Genomic DNA, 15,705 nt, shown 5'->3' on the forward strand with positions numbered 1-15,705 from the left:
CGTGGCCAGGTCACTTACATCCGGCATGAGAAAAAAAAAATATCCCGGGTTATCATAGTTCCACGTATTCCCCGGGATATACTGATCAAAATGTCATCTTTATCGATTCCCTTTCAACAGGGCGGTCAGATCATTGGCGGTAATGGTAGCGGCCGGGTTGAACGCGGCAGACTGCATATATTGCTGCAGGCTGTAACGCAACTGCCGGGCTACAATTCTCTTTTCAAGCTGTGCGCTGATATCCGCGGTACACAGTACCAGGCGGCCTTTGCCCACGCGAGCCTCAAACAGCATGCCCAGCCGGCGGTTCTTCACAAAATTGTCTATCACCTGCACCACGGGTTTCCACGTGGGCATGGCATCATACACCAGTGCCTTGGAATGCGTTACGAGGTCCCACCACTGCCAGTTGGTATGAAATTCCGTGGGGAACGCGGCCAGCGCGGGATGCGTTGTATCCGCCAGCAGGCCCATGGTACCGGGCTGGTCAGGGAAATGCACCGGGCTCCAGAATACGGAAGTGAAGCGGCCGGGAATGCCTTTTATGGCGGCCGTATCAGGGTTCAGCAATACCGTTTTGCCGGCGTTGAGCGCGGCCAGCGCACTGTCTGCCGAGCGGGTGAACACAATGCCCGGTGCGGCCAGATCAACCCTGGCGGGATATACCCAGATGCTCCACTGGTTGGTGTAGGGCGTGCCTTCCAGGTACAGCCGCACGGTCAGCCGCATAGCGGCGGTTACATAGCCCAGCGGGTGCTTGATATTGCCGGTGCCGGTAGCCAGCTGTTTGCCATTGTCATCGCTGATGGCCCAGCGGAGCTGGCCGGCATTGTAGGCAGTACCGCTGAAGTTGGCCACTTCCGCCTTTGCTTCAAAGGTTTCCGCAGCGGTGTAAGTAGCTTTTGCAAAACGCAGCAGGGGCACAACGGGCGAGCAGAACTCGCGGAAGGCCTCCGGCGTTACCAGCCCCTTGCTTTCCCAGAAAGCGTTGAGCAGGCCTACCAACGCCGTGCCCTGCCCGGGAAAATCATGCAGGTCGAGCAGCTGGAAGCCGCTAAAACCGGGCGTTTTCAGCGCTCTTTCAATCTCTTCCTTATAGAGCAGCACGGCCAGTTTACCGCTGGCTTTTGTGAAATCCGCGGCCTGGTGCAGCAGGTTGCGCTGCTGCAGGTGCTGGCGTACCAGCTTCATATTGAGCGGGTCCAGCACGCCGGTGTATTTGTCAATCTCACGCATATCCGGGTACACGGAGTACTGGCCTATTTCATGCGATATGACGGGAACGGGCATACTGTCTATGGGAGCGGAATAATCTTTCAGGAAGTCAGGCGTTTTGGTGTTGAAAATGCCCTGTCCGCGCACCCATCCTTTGTTGGTCCATTGCGTTACAAAAAAGTCGTCTTCTTTCAGGGGCCAGCCGCCGTACCCTTTCTGGAACGTGAAAGTGGTGGTGGCGTAGAGCCGCCGGTTATCCTGTTTCTTCAGATCGTCCGTCAGCTGCTGCAGCCATTTGAAATCTCCCTGCAGCTCGTTGCCCATAGACCAGAGGCAGAAAGAGGGGTGGTTGCCGTAGCTGGCCATGATGCGCTGCGCTTCATCTTTCAGAAAGCGCAGGGCGGCCGTATCTTCTCCTACATTGAGCACCCAGAGGGGCAGCTCCACCTGCAGGTAAACGCCCATAGAATCCGCCACCTGGAAGGCCGCTTCCGGCGGGCACCAGGAGTGGAAACGCACATGGTTGAGGCCATAGCTGCGCACTACGGAAAACTCCCTGATCCACTCTTCTTTGGTCATGGGCGGATGGCCGGTGAGCGGAGATATGTTGCAGTCAAGCGTACCGCGTAAAAACACGCGGCGGCCGTTAACATAGAGCAGCCCGTTCTTGTGGCTGATATCCCTGATACCGAACTGTACCGGCTGACCGTTCACTTCCAGTGTATACAGGTTGGGATTAAATTCGTCCCAATACGCCGGTTCGCTGTTCAGCGGCAGGTAGCTCTCTCCTGCCCTCACCTTTTTGGCGGCCAGCAGTTGGCCGTTACGCAACAACCGCAGTTCCGCGGAAGATGAAGCGGTTACGCGCACCCGTTTTTGGGAAGGCTCCGGGTAGATCTGTACCTGCGGCGCCGGCTTTTGCAGGCCGATGCGGCCAATGGCGCCGTTCCAGATAATCTGTGTTTCGTCTGTATAGGCGTGGGCCATCAGTTTGTGGCTGATGTCGTACCGCCGGGAGTTGTCTATACGCAGCACAATTACATGCTTACCGGGTTTGAGGCCGGTGAAGCGGTGCGGGGTGGAAAGGCTTTCGGCGGCGCCCATCATTTTACCGTCTACCCATACCGTGGTGTGCCAGATCACGCGCTCCAGCAGCAGTTCGCTGTAGCCGGCGGGTATGGTCACTTCCTTCCGGTACCAGGCGGCGCCTACGTAGCGGTGTTTACGGGTAAGGTGCAGCAGCGTGTCCTTGGCGGTGGGCGGTACTACGGGGTTGCCGTAGCCCGCATCGTCCAGTGTGCCGGGCAGCTGCAGGCGGCCGCTGAAAGCCTGGCGGTACCAGGCTTCCTGCAGGCCTTTGTTCTCCGGGTCAGGCCGGTATTCCCATTCCCCTTGCAGGGACAGGAATTGCGCGGCCGCCGGAATGTATAGTGCTAACAATAAAGACAAACATAGCGTGACTTGTTTCAACTTCATGGCGTTACTGTTTTTTGCTGATGTTTCATAAACGGTATCATTCGCTGGTGAGAGAGGATGCCTTCGTGATAGGCATCCAGCGCCAGGCCTTCATTGAAAAAGCGGTTCGCTTCAGGGTATTGCCCCAGCCCCAGGTACCCCAGGGCCTTCAGATACAGGCAATGCACGCGGTTCCGTTTGTCAAGCTCCTGGTCAAACACCAGCAGGTCCGGCAGTGAAACGGCAAAATAGTCAATCCTGATGTGGTCATCCAGGTGGGCATTGCCGAAATTGATCAGCCTTTCAAAAATGGCGTTGGCCTTGTCTGCTTCTTCCAGTTGCAGCCATGCCAGGCCCTGGTAGAATATTTTGTCAGGCTGGGGATCGTTGTAGAAGATAGCCTGTACGGGCTCGCTGATCCCTTCTGTGGCCAGCCTGAAGGCTTGCTGCGCCTCCGTTTGCCGCCCGGCGCCCTGCAGGGCCAGCCCCAGCAGGTAATGGCGGTCGTTTTCCTGCGCGCCGTACAGCTTGCCTTCTCCGAGGTTCTCCGGGTATTCAGCGCATTGCTCCATGATGTCTAACGCCTCATTGTACCGCCCATTCACCAGGGCGTCTTGCGCCAGCCCTATATGGCAGGTCATGAACTGCCGTACCACCTTGCCTTCACCGCCTTCCCAGGGGTGAAACTTGCGGCCGGCCAGCATGCGGCGGGCGGTCTCAAAGGCGGCTTGCTGGTTGTGCAGGGCAATCCTTTCCAGGTACAGGTCATCGCGGGAGGCTACCGCTGCCGGATATTTGTCCAGCAGGGCCACTCTTTCCTCACGGGGAATGTTGCAGATGCGGTACAGCTGGTCCAGCTCCATGCAAACGCGCGCGTCCGTTACATCCAGCTCAAAGGCCTTGCGCAGGCATTCCAGCGCCTTGGCGGCATTGTCCCGTTTGTTGAACCATGCCAGTGACAGGTTGCGGAATACGGTGGGGAAAGTATCGTCTGCGGCCGCGGAGCGCTCCCAGGCGTCCATGGCCTCGTTGTATTGCCGTTTATCGTACCAGAGGTTACCCAGGTAGTACCAGGCCCTGGCGTCGGCCGGGTTGCGGCGCAGGGCTTCCTGCAAAATGCCGATCTCTTCCAGGCGGTGCGGGAAACACCCGTCTGCCGGGGCGGCCGCAGCTTTTTTGAACCAGGCGTCAGCATTGGCGCCGTCTCCCAGCCGGGCGTAACACCAGCCAGCATAGTAACTGCGCAGCGGGTGCGTAGTGTCTGGCACCTGCAGCAGGGCGGCGGCTTCTGTATAACAACCCGCGGCGGCATAGTCCAGCGCGTACTCAAAATAGGTGTGTACACGGGCGGGTTGCGGCGCGGTGGTGTTGGTGAGCAACTGCAGCTCAAAATGACAGCCGTAGTTGAACGGGTCTATGGCTACCGACTGCTTTGCAAATTCCACGGCGGCGGCGGTTTGCCCCAGGTGGCGCAGCAGCACTGTTTTCAGGTGGCGCACACTGTGGCCGTGGTAGTTGCCCAGGAGCGACTGTTCAGCCAGCTCCAGCGCTTCAGCGTACCGGTGTTGCCGGGCGTGTATGCGCGCCAGCATAAAAAATGCGGCGGATTGCCAGGCGCCGTTCCATGCGGCCTTATACAGGGCGGCAATGGCCTCCTCCAGCCGGTCCATCAGCATCAGGCAGTTACCCAGGTGGTAATATGCCTCCCCGTCTGCCGGGTTGGGGTTGCGCAGCGTTACACGCGCTATGGCGCGGTTAAAATACGGTTCGGCTTTGGCAAACTGACCGCGGCGCAGGTACCAGAGACCCATGGCATTATTGCAGCGGGCATCTCCCTCATCGCGGCGCAGCGCCTCTTCGTAATAGTCTTTGGCGGAATAGGTGGCATGGCGGTACTGCTCAATATGCAGGCCATGCAGGTACAGCAGCTCAATGCTTTCCACCTCCTGCGGCGCCGGCGCAGGCGTGGCCGGTTTGGCCTCAAAGGTAGAGGGCTCCCGTACGGTATTGTAACGTACCAGCGTTTTGCCGCCCGCCTCCTGCACTTCCAGCATCAGGTCTTTGCCGGTAACGTTCACCCTCGTTTCAAACGGCGTTTCGGGCGCCAGGTCGGTTACGGTCTCGAATACCGTTTGATCGCCAGACCGCAGCATGATCTTCGCCGCGTTGTAGCGGGCCGTGGCGTATGCCTTGATCACCGTTTGGCCCTTGTCTTCTTCCAGGTTCACCATGGCCTCTTTGGTGGCGTTTTTAACCAGGCCGGTGTTGGCATAGGGCATGAAGTATTGCGTGAACTGCTTCTCTTCGTTGGGTTGCAGCCAGGAGAAATCAGGCTGGTTGTCTGTATACACCCCGGTCATGATCTCTATGTAAGGGCCGTCTTCATCTGTGAGGTTACGGTCCCAGGCCTTGCCAAAGTCACCGTTGCCCCAGGTCCATTGTTTTTTGCCGGGGGAAATGTGGTGATTGGCTACGTGCAGTACGCCCGCGCCGGTATCGTGCTCATAACCGCCAATGAAGTCGAAGTCAGAGTGCATGGCCATGTAAGACGTGGGCACGGGTATGTTCTTGTAGCGGGAAATATCTGTTCCCGGCGAATAATCTACTTTATAATAAGTGCCGGTGGCAATGGGGAAATCAGACACGTCACGTTTGCCATGATCAAATACGGCATGCACATCTGGCGGAAATACAGACTGGTAGTGATCATTCACCTTCACCGCGGGGTTGGCCCACCACAAAAAGGTCTGGGGCAGCGCCGTGCGGTTGTACAGGTGTCCTTTGATCTCCAGGTACGCCTTGCCGGGGTAGAGCGTAAACGCTACGAGGCCTTTGGTGCGGAACATCAGCTCCACTTCGTTCATCAGGGCCGTTTTACTGCCGTCCGCGTTCTCGCGGATCGTACAGTCTACCGCCTCGAAGGTGCTGGGGCGGTGATGTTGTGGCCAGTTGAACTCTATGCCACCAGATATCCAGGGACCAGTGAGGCCCACCAGCGCGGGCTTGATCACCTGATTGTAATACACAAAATGCCGTTCCCTCACTTTGTCCCAGGCCATATGCACCCTGCCTCCCAATTCCGGCAGGAGCATAATCTTCAGGTACTCATTTTCCAGGAACACGGCATTGTACGGGCGGTCTTCCTTCACGTCCAGTATCTTTTCAATAACGGGATTGGGGTATACCACTCCGCTGCTGCCCTGGTACACTCTTTTCTCCAGGAACATCGGGTTCTTTTCCGGCTGTCCGGTACCGTAAGTGGGCAACATAACTGTTTCTTTCCAGGCTTTTACCTCCATAAAATTTCGGGCTTGATTATATGTTCAAATTTATTACCAGCCACAGGCGCATACAATGGAGGAACTATTGGAAAAGATGGATTATTTTATGGAACTTAGGGGCCTGAAACCGGGAACGGTTTCATTGACCACCCAACGCGTGGCTAATGAAAAGGCGTTCCATTAGCTGATTGAAAAGACAAACGTGTACTGATGAAACGAAGTTCCATTAGCCCATTCAAAAGACAAACATGTACTAATGAAACAACGTTCCATTAGTCCCTTGAAAAGACAAACGTGTACTAATGAAACGAAGTTCCATTAGCCCATTGAAAAGACAAACGTGTACTAATGAAACAACGTTCCATTAGTCCCTTGAAAAGACAAACGTGTACTAATGAAACAACGTTCCATTAGCCCATTGAAAAGACAAACGTGTACTAATGAAACGAAGTTCCATTAGTCCGCTGAAAAGACAAACGTGCACTAATGAAAAAAAAAGAAGGCTTTGAAGGACAGGAGGCCATTGTACTGCCGCGCAAGGTAATTGCCGGCTGCCTGGAGCATCCGCTGCTGCGTTCCCTGTTCATTACGGACATCGGCTATTACCCCCGTGCAAAGTTCCATTACCGGGAGCGGCGCCAGGGCAGCGAGCAGCATATTCTTATCTATTGTGTAGACGGCAGCGGCGGCTGTACCATCAACGGGGAAGAGTATGCCATCAACCCCTTCAACTACCTGCTGGTACCCTCCGGCGCCATCCATAGTTACTGGGCATCAGAAAATTCTCCATGGTCTATTTACTGGCTGCACTTCAAGGGGCCTATGGGCAACCAGCTGGCCACCATGCTGCATGAACGGATGCAGAGCGGGCAGAATTATGTGAAGTACAACGAAGACCAGGTGGGTATTTTCCATAATATGTACCGCCACCTGCAAAGCGGGTACAGTATAGATAACCTTTCCTTCTGCAGCCTCAGCCTGCATTATTTCCTTTCTTCCTTCCTGTACCCTGACAAGTTCAGCCTGCTCAAGCAGGAAGCCGGTTCAGACCCCGCGGAAGACGCCATCGAGTTTCTCCGGGAGAATATTTCCAACTCCCTGAGCCTGCAGGAAGTGGCGGCGGCGGTAAACCTTTCCACCTCCCATTTCTCCAGCATTTTCAGGAAAAAGACCGGCTTCTCCCCCATGGAGTATTTCAATCATCTTAAAATGCAGAAAGCCTGTCAGTTATTACAGTTCACCACGCTGAGAGTGAGCGAGATAGGCCAGGCGGTAGGCATAGAGGACCAGTACTATTTTTCACGGTTGTTCCATTCACTGATGGGCCTCTCTCCGAGAGAGTACCGCAACAAGAAAGAGATCAGGCCATCGTAAAAAAGTCCATCTATTTCAGGCAATATTGCAAACAGCCAACATGCGCTTCGGTTTATCTTGGAGCCAGTTATGAAAAAACAGTTTCACATCCTGCTTATCAGCCTTGTAGCCGCGTTTGGCGGCCTCCTTTTTGGATTCGACATTGCCGTGTTTTCCGGCACTATCCCATTTATACAACCGTATTACGATCTCAGCAGCGCGCAGCTGGGCTGGACCGGCAGTTCCCTCTATGTAGGGTGCTTCATCGGCTCCCTGGTAACCGGTGTGCTGACAGACCGTTTCGGGCGTAAACCGCCATTGATCGCCGCGGCATTCATCTTCTCCGCCTCCAGCATCATGATGGGCTGGGCCTCCTCTTACGAAAGCCTGATTGCCTGGCGCATTTTGGCGGGCGTAGCCGTAGGCGGGGCCTCTATCCTTTCTCCTTTATATATAGCGGAAGTGAGCCCGGCCGCCATCAGGGGCCGCATGGTGTCTGTCAACCAGCTCACCATTGTAATAGGCATCTTGCTGGCCTACCTCAGCAACTACCTGCTGGCCGGTATGGAAGACAACTGGCGCTGGATGTTCACGTCAGGCGCCATACCCGCCACCCTCTTCTTTATCTGCGTGTTCTTTGTACCGGAAAGCCCCCGCTGGCTCTTCTCCAAAGGCCGCCGGCAGGAAGGCCTGGCGGTGCTTACCCGCATATCAGGCCAGGAAGAAGCGGCACAGGAAGTACAGCAGATAGACAAAACGCTGAACACGGAAAAAGGCAGCTTCCGCGACCTCTGGAAAAAAGGCGTACGTTTTGTAGTGATACTCGGCATAGTCATTGCCGTGTTTCAGCAGATCTCCGGCGCCAACGCCGTATTTTTCTACGCCCCCATCATCTTTGAAAAAGCCGGTATGGACGTGAACGACCAGTTGTTCCAGCAGATACTCATCGGGGCCACCAACCTGGTGTTCACCCTGGTAGCCATGCGGCTGGTAGACCGCTGGGGCCGCAAAAAACTGATGCAGGGCGGGTCTTTGCTCATGGCCGGCTGGCTGCTGGTAATAGGTCTCTGTTATTATTTCAACTTCTTCTCCGGCGTTTGGCTCACCGGCTTCGTAATGGCCTTTATTGCCACCTACGCCACTACCCTGGCCCCCGTAACCTGGGTGCTCATTTCCGAAATATTCCCCACCAAGGTGAGAGGCATGGCCATGGCCGTGGCAACCGCCGCCCTCTGGGCCGCCTGCTTTGCGCTGGCGTACGGTTTCCCGGTGCTCATTGCCGCGCTCAGCCCGCATGAAACGTTCTTCCTGTTTGCAGGCATCTGTTTTGTGTATTTCCTGATACTTAAAAGGTATGTGCCTGAAACCGGCAACAAAACGCTGGAAGAAATAGAAATGGCCATGGCGGCGCACTAACAGCTATCACCGCCGCCACGGCAAGCAGGCAGGCCGCAATTGAATTTACGCTACATTTGATACATGAAGCAGCCCCGCCATCATGCTTTTACGGCAACCATTGAACAAAAGATCAACAGCGGCGCATACCCTCCCGGGTACCGGCTCCCTTCCGTGCGGGACATTATGGCGCAATACGGGCTTAGCGCGGCCGCCGTGCAAAGCGGGTATGAGTACCTGGTGATCAGCGGCATGGTGGAAAGTATTCCCAGGTCAGGGTATTACGTGAGCGCCACACAGCCGGTGATCAGCGTTCCGCCACCCCTGGTGCAGCGCGATGCGGCCTATCTTCATAAACTTTCCCTCATCACTTCCGGGCATGCGGGCCGCCGCTCTTTGGCCGAGTTTAACGTAGCTGCGCCCGGAGACCTGCTGATACCGCAAAAACTGCTGCTGCGCACCATGCAGCAGGTGGTGCGGGAAGAAGGCGCTTCCCTGCTCCGGTACGGCGCGCCTACGGGGAACGCTCCCCTGCGCCAAAGCATCAGCCAGCATCTTGCGCAGCACCATACCATGGTGCATGCAGCCGAGCTTGTTATCACAGACGGCGCGCTGCAGGCCCTTTATATTGCGCTGGCCGCTGTTTGCCGCCCGGGCGATGTGGTGGCCGTAGAAAGCCCCTGCATTTTTTCCGTGCTGGAAGTGTTACAGGTGATGCGCCTGCAGGTGCTGGAAATACCAACGCCTTTTACGCCAGGCGCGTTGGAAAAGGCTTGCGGCACACTCCATGCAAAGGCGGTGATCGTAACGCCCAACTTCCATAACCCCACCGGAGAATTGCTGCCTGACGCGGCCAAACAGCAACTGCTGGCTGTTGCGGAAAAGTACGATGTGCCGGTGATCGAGAACGATGTGTATGGAGATCTTCATTTTTCCGGGCAGCGCCCTTCCAATCTCAAGACCTTTGACCGCCAGGGTCTTGTGCTGACCTTTTCTTCCTTCTCCAAAACGCTGGCGCCCGGCATCAGACTGGGCTGGCTGGCGCCCGGCCGCTACTACAAAGAAGCGGAGCAGGTGCGGTTTTCACTCGGCAGCGCCGTTTCCCCGGTTTACCAGGCCATGGTACACAAGCTGCTGACCACCGGCAGTTACCAGCGGCACGTGCGGGCGTTCAGAACAAAACTGGCCAAAAATGCGGCCTACACACAGCAACTGCTGGCCGCACATTTCCCGGAAGGCACCGTGTGCTCAAAGCCGGCCGGCGGTTACAGCATGTGGGTGCAAATGCCCGCCGGAACAGACATGCAGCGCTTCTACGACCACTGCGCCACCCATCATGTAAAATTCACGCCCGGCTACAATTTTACTACTACAGCCGCCTTCCGCCATTGCTTCCGCCTGGTGTTTGCAGAACCTTACACGCCCGCCCGCAAGGCCGCCATACAGGCGGCGGCGCAACTGTACCGCTGAGTTGTGCGCCAACTGTATCAGCGGCCCGCCGTTACAGGGCCTATCTTTGCAGGCATGGAAAAGCTCGTCACAAAATTTGTTGTAGCCGCGGAGAACACCATTGCAGACCTTTGCCGCCTGGGCCGCGCCGTGAGCATGGAGCAATATGCGGGGCTAGTGAGGCCGGAAGTGCTGGAGCAGTACATTGCCGCCCGCTATCATGAAAAAGCGCTTACAGACAGTATCAATAACTTTTCAAACCAGTGGCTGATGACCTATGCGGGCGAGGAAGCCGTAGGTTTTGCCTGCCTTGGTACCAAAGGGAAAAAACCGGCTGCCATACAGGATGTACGCAGCATAGGCATTACGCATTACGGTATGTTACAGGCATTCAGTAAAGAGCCGCAATTGCCGCAAAAACTTGTTGAACTGGGCGGGCGCTATGCGGCCATGTGGCTGGCGGTATATGCGGAAAGCCCGCTGGCCGGTCATTTTGAAAAACTTGGTTTCAGAAAAGGAGAAGCGGTACAGCAGGGCCAGGAAGGCCTGCCGCTCCCCTTTGTATACCTACTGAAAGCATAACCCGCAATGCAGTTCAGGCTACCTGCGGTACGCCCGGCTTGTAGAGCAGCATCAGCGCATAACGCAGGCGGCTCCACTGCTCACTGGTGCACTCCAGCGGGGATATGTTTTCAATGGCGGTGAGCAGGGTGCTCACTTTATCTGTGGTAGCGGATTGTTGGAAGCTGGTGATGATGGGCCTTACCTGCTCATTGGTGTCGGCCATTTTGATCTGCTCAATGGTTTGCAACACGAATTGATCTGTTGTCATGGTTTTATCTTTTGATCCACATTTTTAACTGCAAGTCGTCAGAAACATACACCACCTGGAAAGCGGGCGGCACCTCGTCCTGCAGGCTATGGAAAGTTACCAGCCGCGTGCCGGCAGGCTTACGTTCCAGTGCCCGGTAGAGATACCGGCAATATTGAATGTAAAAATTGGTGGAATATGCAACCTCCTCGTCTATCCTGTCATTATCGTCCAGGTTTTCGAAGAAGGAATTATAGAAGTAAAAATTATCGTAAGAAGAGAGATCGATATGGATGAAGTTCTCGTGTATAAACTCCACGTTGTTCACCTGTGCTACATCTTTGGCCGCCAGTGCGTGCTGGTGCAGGCCGTAACGCTGCTCCACGCCGTAAAAGGTGGCCTGCGGCTGGAAATGGCCTGCGGCCAGGCAGAATTTGCCCACCCCGCTGCCTACGTCGAGTATCTTTTTTCCCGGCCCGTCTGCCAGGAACGCTGCTGCCTGTTCTGCTATGGAAAGAGGCGTCCAATGGCGCTTGGACAACTCGCGGACCTTTTGCGGGTACAGCCAGTCAAAGGCCGCATCATTGGCGAAATACCCCCGTTTTGACAGTGTTCTCTCCACGCACTAGTTTTTTTGGGTACGCACCAGTTCCTTGTATTCTTCAGGACTGAGCAGCGGAGAATTGTTGAAAAACTTGGAAGGGCTGATGAAGAACAACCAACCCCTGTCCTGCGGGCTTTCAAGCACGAGGTTCAGGTTGCCGTTAAGTTGCTGGTTTTGCCCCAGGTAGTTGCAGTTAACAGGTGCGTGTATGGGAATGATCTTTTTCCCCGCGTGGATTTCCGCAATTAAAGTGCCTTTTTTGATCTGCCCCCGGAGGTGACGCCACTTTATATCATCAATTTCTTTTATGCCTTTGAGCTTCCAGGCAGAAATACCCACAAACCCGACCGTCCCGTTCACATCCATCCACTCATGTTCCGGCGTAAATTGCATACCGGGACGTGAAATAGTTGATACTTTCATGGTGCAAAGGTACGGCTTTTTCTTGTTTTTTTAAAGCCCCGCTCCTTCCCATGCCTTTCCACGGCGGTCAGACGGGTATTTTGTACCTCATTTTACGACAATTGTACCAGCCCCGCACCCTCCCTTCATGATTCTTGTCAACCGCCGGAATGACGGAAATTATGGCTTTTTTCAAGAGCGAAGGCCCTCCTGTGTTTTCCCGGCCATGCTCCCGCCCCCTTACCGGTAGCCGCCGTCAGCCTTCCCTCCTATTAAAGACAATAGCATCCTTTAATAACGAATTTAGACTAGCTTTGGATCGTCATAATTAAAGATAAACACATCCTTAATATGGATTTCTTAAAACAAGCAATCATGGAGAATCTTGAACAAGCCATCATCGGGCAACTGGTGGCAGATAACTACCACACAGCGGCCATCTTTAAAAAATTCAATATTGACTTCTGCTGCAAAGGCAATATCAGTGTGGGCGAAGCCTGCCGCCAGAAGAACATATCCCCTTCCCTGGTTACCGCGGAGCTGGCCGGCGTACGCACAGCCGGGCCAGGCGCCATGGTAGATTACAACAGCTGGGGACTGGACGTGCTGGCCAGCCACATCTGGCAAACGCACCATGCCTATGTTGACATGCAGATACCGGTCATCAAGCCCTTCCTGCATAAACTATGCAGCGTACACGGTTCCAGGCACCCCGAGCTGTACGAGATCAACAAGCTGTTTGCCGAAACGGCGGCGGAACTGACCATGCACATGAAGAAAGAAGAATTGATGCTGTTCCCGTACATCCGCCAGATGGCCGCCGCCAAACTCGAAGGCTCCGCATGCCAACCCCCTGTATTCGGCAGCGTTATCAGCCCTATAGCGGTCATGATGCACGAGCATAACCAGGAAGGCGAACGTTTTGCAAGAATGACGGCGCTCAGCGATGATTTTACACCGCCGGAAGACGCCTGCAACACCTACCGGGTTACCTACGGGCTGCTGAAAGAATTTCGGGACGATCTGCACCTGCACATTCACCTGGAAAACAACATCCTGTTCCCGAAGGCGGTGATCATGGAAGAATCCATGCGCGGCGCCGGAGAAAGTTACAGTGTTGAACGCAGATAGCATCAATCAGCACCGACGGTGACGGCCATCATTGCTCACTGCCTGCTTTACGGCAATCTTTACAAAAAATACGCTATCACTTTATCAAACCTTTTTTATGCTTCTCAAACAACTGCTTCCTGTACTCACAACCGCCCTCATATTGACCGCCTGCGGCGGCAGCCAAAAGCCGCCGGCCTCACAGCCGGCGCCGCCCGCCGCGGATAACAGCATGGTAGAAGACAAACCTGCCGCGGCAGACCCTAAAGGCATCGGCAAGTTCCGCGATGTGCCCCTGACCCACCCGCTCAACGAAGGAATGGTACAGCAAGGCAAGGCCGTAGCGGACCTCAAATGCACCTCGTGCCACCGCCTCACCGGGGAAAAACTGGTAGGCCCGGGCTGGAAAGGCGTTACAGACAGAAGAACACCGGAGTGGATCATGAACTTCATCACCAATGTGGACGAGATGCTGGATAAAGACGCGGAGGCCCAGGCCATGCTGGAAACATGTATGGTGAGGATGCCTAACCAGAACCTCTCTGACGAAGACGCAAGGGCCGTACTGGAATTTCTGCGGAAGAACGACGGCAAGAACTGATCTCCTAATCTAATATCCTGTTATATGAAACGATCACTTTTATTACTCACCCTGGCGGGCGCCGTTGCCATGCAAAGCTGCAAGATGAAAACCACTTCTTCTGCTGTAACCGGCGATGCGGCCGCGCGCACCTATGTAGCGCCGGGCAAATACGATGAACTGTACAATTTTGTGTCAGGCGGCTTTAATGGCCAGGTATCTGTATACGGGCTGCCCTCCGGCCGCCTGCTGAAACTGATACCGGTATTTTCCGTTCACCCCGAGAACGGTTACGGCTTCAGTGAAGAAAGCAAACCAATGCTGCAAACCTCTTTCGGGTTTGTACCCTGGGACGATCAGCACCACCTGGCCCTCTCCCAGACAAACGGCGAGCATGACGGGCGCTGGCTCTTCGCCAATGCCAACAACACGCCCCGGGTAGCCCGCATTGACCTGACCACCTTCAAGACCATGGAGATCATTGAACTGCCCAACAGCGGCGGCAACCACTCTTCTCCCTTCCTCACCGAAAACACTGAGTACGTGATTGCGGGCACCCGCTTTGCCGTGCCGGTAGGCAACCAGGAGTCTGCGCTGGACAATGCTTCTTACAAAAAGAACTTCAAAAGCACCGCGTCTTTCATTGGCATAGATAAAAATACCGGCCAGATGAACGTGAGCTTCCAGATCATTCTCCCGGGTATGGACCTTGACCTGAGCCGCGCCGGCAAAGGCCCGTCTCACGGCTGGTTCTTCTTCTCCACCTACAACACGGAACAGGCCAGCACCCTGCTGGAAGTGAATGCTTCGCAAAAAGACAAAGACTTTATTGTAGCCGTTAACTGGAAAAAAGCGGAAGAATATGTCAAAGCCGGGAAGGCCAAAAAGATGGCCACCGAGTATTATCACAATACTTTCAATGAGGAAACGCATTCCGCGTCTTCTTCCGTTGTCAAAGAAGTGCTGACGCTTGACCCCGAAGAGCTGGATGGCCTTGTTTACCTCATCCCCTGCCCTAAATCTCCCCACGGCTGCGACGTAGACCCTTCCGGCGAGTACATTGTAGGCAGCGGGAAACTGGCCGCCCTCATACCGGTGTTCTCTTACCAGAAATTTACCAAAGCCATTGCAGACAAGGCATTTGAAGGAGAATACAACGGCATACCCGTTATTAAATATGAGGCCGCGCTCCACGGCGAAGTGCAGAAACCCGGCCTCGGCCCCCTGCATACAGAATTTGATGCTAACGGCAACGCGTATACTTCCTTCTTCGTTTCTTCTGAAATAGTGAAGTGGAGCCTGAAAGACCTGCAGGTGCTTGACCGGGTGCCCACCTACTACTCCATTGGTCACCTGATGGTACCAGGGGGAGATACCAAAAAACCGTACGGCAAATACGTAGTGGCTTATAACAAGATCACCAAAGATCGTTACCTGCCCACCGGCCCTGAACTGGCGCAAAGCGCGCAGCTTTATTCCATTGAGGGAGAAAAAATGCAGCTGCTGCTGGACTTCCCCACCATTGGCGAACCGCACTACGCCCAGGCTATCCCGGCTGAAAAGATCCAGGCAAAAAGCGTGAAGTTCTTTGACATCACCAAAAACAAGCACCCCTACCTCTCCGCCGGTGAAAAAGCCACCAAGGTGGTGCGGGAAGGCAATGTGGTGCATGTGTACATGACGGCCATCAGGTCTCACCTCACGCCAGATAACATTGAAGGTGTTCAGGTGGGTGACGAAGTATATTTCCATGTAACCAACCTTGAACAGGACTGGGACATTCCTCATGGCTTTGCCATCAAACATGCTCCCAACGCCGAACTGCTGGTTATGCCAGGCGAAACGGCCACGCTCAAGTTCTCTCCAATTAAACCCGGCGTGTATCCTTTCTACTGTACAGACTTCTGCTCGGCGCTTCACCAGGAAATGCAGGGCTACCTCAGGGTATCCCCCAAGGGCAGCAACGTTCCCCTGAAATGGGGCACAGGTACGGAAGCACCTGTTGAGGAAGTAGCATCCAGATGATTTTTAAAAACGGGCAGCGCAACAA

General features: G+C 54.8%; 12 protein-coding genes. 7 read left to right on the plus strand and 5 right to left on the minus strand.

What is annotated here, in order from left to right; all coding sequences use genetic code 11:
* Positions 1-99: 99 nt before the first annotated feature.
* Positions 100-2,691 (minus strand): DUF8487 domain-containing protein, encoded by a 2,592-nt coding sequence (locus tag D3A97_RS23315; protein WP_119080970.1) that lies wholly within the window; start codon positions 2,689-2,691, stop codon positions 100-102.
* Positions 2,688-5,969 carry a DUF5107 domain-containing protein gene (locus D3A97_RS23320; RefSeq protein ID WP_119080971.1) on the minus strand — a complete coding sequence of 1,094 codons (3,282 nt, stop codon included), beginning with the start codon at positions 5,967-5,969 and terminating at the stop codon, positions 2,688-2,690. Before D3A97_RS23320 ends, D3A97_RS23315 begins: the two co-directional genes overlap by 4 nt.
* A gap of 468 nt (positions 5,970-6,437) precedes the next feature.
* On the opposite strand from D3A97_RS23320, the gene D3A97_RS23325 reads away from it, so the two are divergent.
* The 4 genes from D3A97_RS23325 (at position 6,438) to D3A97_RS23340 (ending at position 10,730) form a co-directional block, all read left to right on the plus strand.
* On the plus strand, positions 6,438-7,325 hold the full coding sequence (locus tag D3A97_RS23325) for an AraC family transcriptional regulator (protein ID WP_119080972.1): 888 nt from the start codon (positions 6,438-6,440) through the stop codon (positions 7,323-7,325).
* 57 nt (positions 7,326-7,382) lie between these two features.
* Positions 7,383-8,720, plus strand: coding sequence for a sugar porter family MFS transporter (locus D3A97_RS23330; protein ID WP_262697067.1), 1,338 nt, complete (start codon positions 7,383-7,385; stop codon positions 8,718-8,720).
* A 63-nt stretch (positions 8,721-8,783) separates the two neighbouring features.
* A complete protein-coding gene (locus D3A97_RS23335) occupies positions 8,784-10,169 on the plus strand; it encodes an aminotransferase-like domain-containing protein (RefSeq protein ID WP_119080974.1) in 1,386 nt (461 codons plus the stop codon).
* A gap of 54 nt (positions 10,170-10,223) precedes the next feature.
* Positions 10,224-10,730 carry a hypothetical protein gene (locus D3A97_RS23340; protein ID WP_119080975.1) on the plus strand — a complete coding sequence of 169 codons (507 nt, stop codon included), beginning with the start codon at positions 10,224-10,226 and terminating at the stop codon, positions 10,728-10,730.
* A gap of 13 nt (positions 10,731-10,743) precedes the next feature.
* Here the strand turns inward: D3A97_RS23340 and D3A97_RS23345 are convergent, their stop codons facing one another.
* The 3 genes from D3A97_RS23345 to D3A97_RS23355 are packed head-to-tail and all read right to left on the minus strand — an operon-like array spanning position 10,744 to position 11,986.
* Positions 10,744-10,980, minus strand: a complete 237-nt coding sequence (locus D3A97_RS23345; protein WP_119080976.1) for a hypothetical protein — start codon at positions 10,978-10,980, stop codon at positions 10,744-10,746.
* 4 nt (positions 10,981-10,984) lie between these two features.
* Positions 10,985-11,581, minus strand: a complete 597-nt coding sequence (locus tag D3A97_RS23350) for a class I SAM-dependent methyltransferase (RefSeq protein ID WP_119080977.1) — start codon at positions 11,579-11,581, stop codon at positions 10,985-10,987.
* Positions 11,582-11,584: 3 nt separating this feature from the next.
* Positions 11,585-11,986, minus strand: a complete 402-nt coding sequence (locus D3A97_RS23355) for a biotin/lipoyl attachment domain-containing protein (RefSeq protein ID WP_119080978.1) — start codon at positions 11,984-11,986, stop codon at positions 11,585-11,587.
* A 354-nt stretch (positions 11,987-12,340) separates the two neighbouring features.
* Between D3A97_RS23355 and ric the strand changes: the two genes are divergently transcribed.
* The 3 genes from ric to nosZ all read left to right on the plus strand — a co-directional run bounded on the left by ric (position 12,341) and on the right by nosZ (position 15,680).
* The gene (gene ric, locus D3A97_RS23360) at positions 12,341-13,096 is read left to right on the plus strand and encodes an iron-sulfur cluster repair di-iron protein (protein ID WP_119081020.1); all 756 of its coding nucleotides are present in this window, start codon (positions 12,341-12,343) and stop codon (positions 13,094-13,096) included.
* Positions 13,097-13,193: 97 nt separating this feature from the next.
* The gene (locus D3A97_RS23365) at positions 13,194-13,676 is read left to right on the plus strand and encodes a c-type cytochrome (protein WP_119080979.1); all 483 of its coding nucleotides are present in this window, start codon (positions 13,194-13,196) and stop codon (positions 13,674-13,676) included.
* Positions 13,677-13,700: 24 nt separating this feature from the next.
* Positions 13,701-15,680 carry a Sec-dependent nitrous-oxide reductase gene (gene nosZ / locus D3A97_RS23370; protein WP_119080980.1) on the plus strand — a complete coding sequence of 660 codons (1,980 nt, stop codon included), beginning with the start codon at positions 13,701-13,703 and terminating at the stop codon, positions 15,678-15,680.
* The last annotated feature ends 25 nt before the right edge of the window (positions 15,681-15,705 follow it).

The sequence above is a fragment of the Chitinophaga alhagiae genome (assembly GCF_003568665.1).
GTDB lineage: Bacteria > Bacteroidota > Bacteroidia > Chitinophagales > Chitinophagaceae > Chitinophaga > Chitinophaga alhagiae.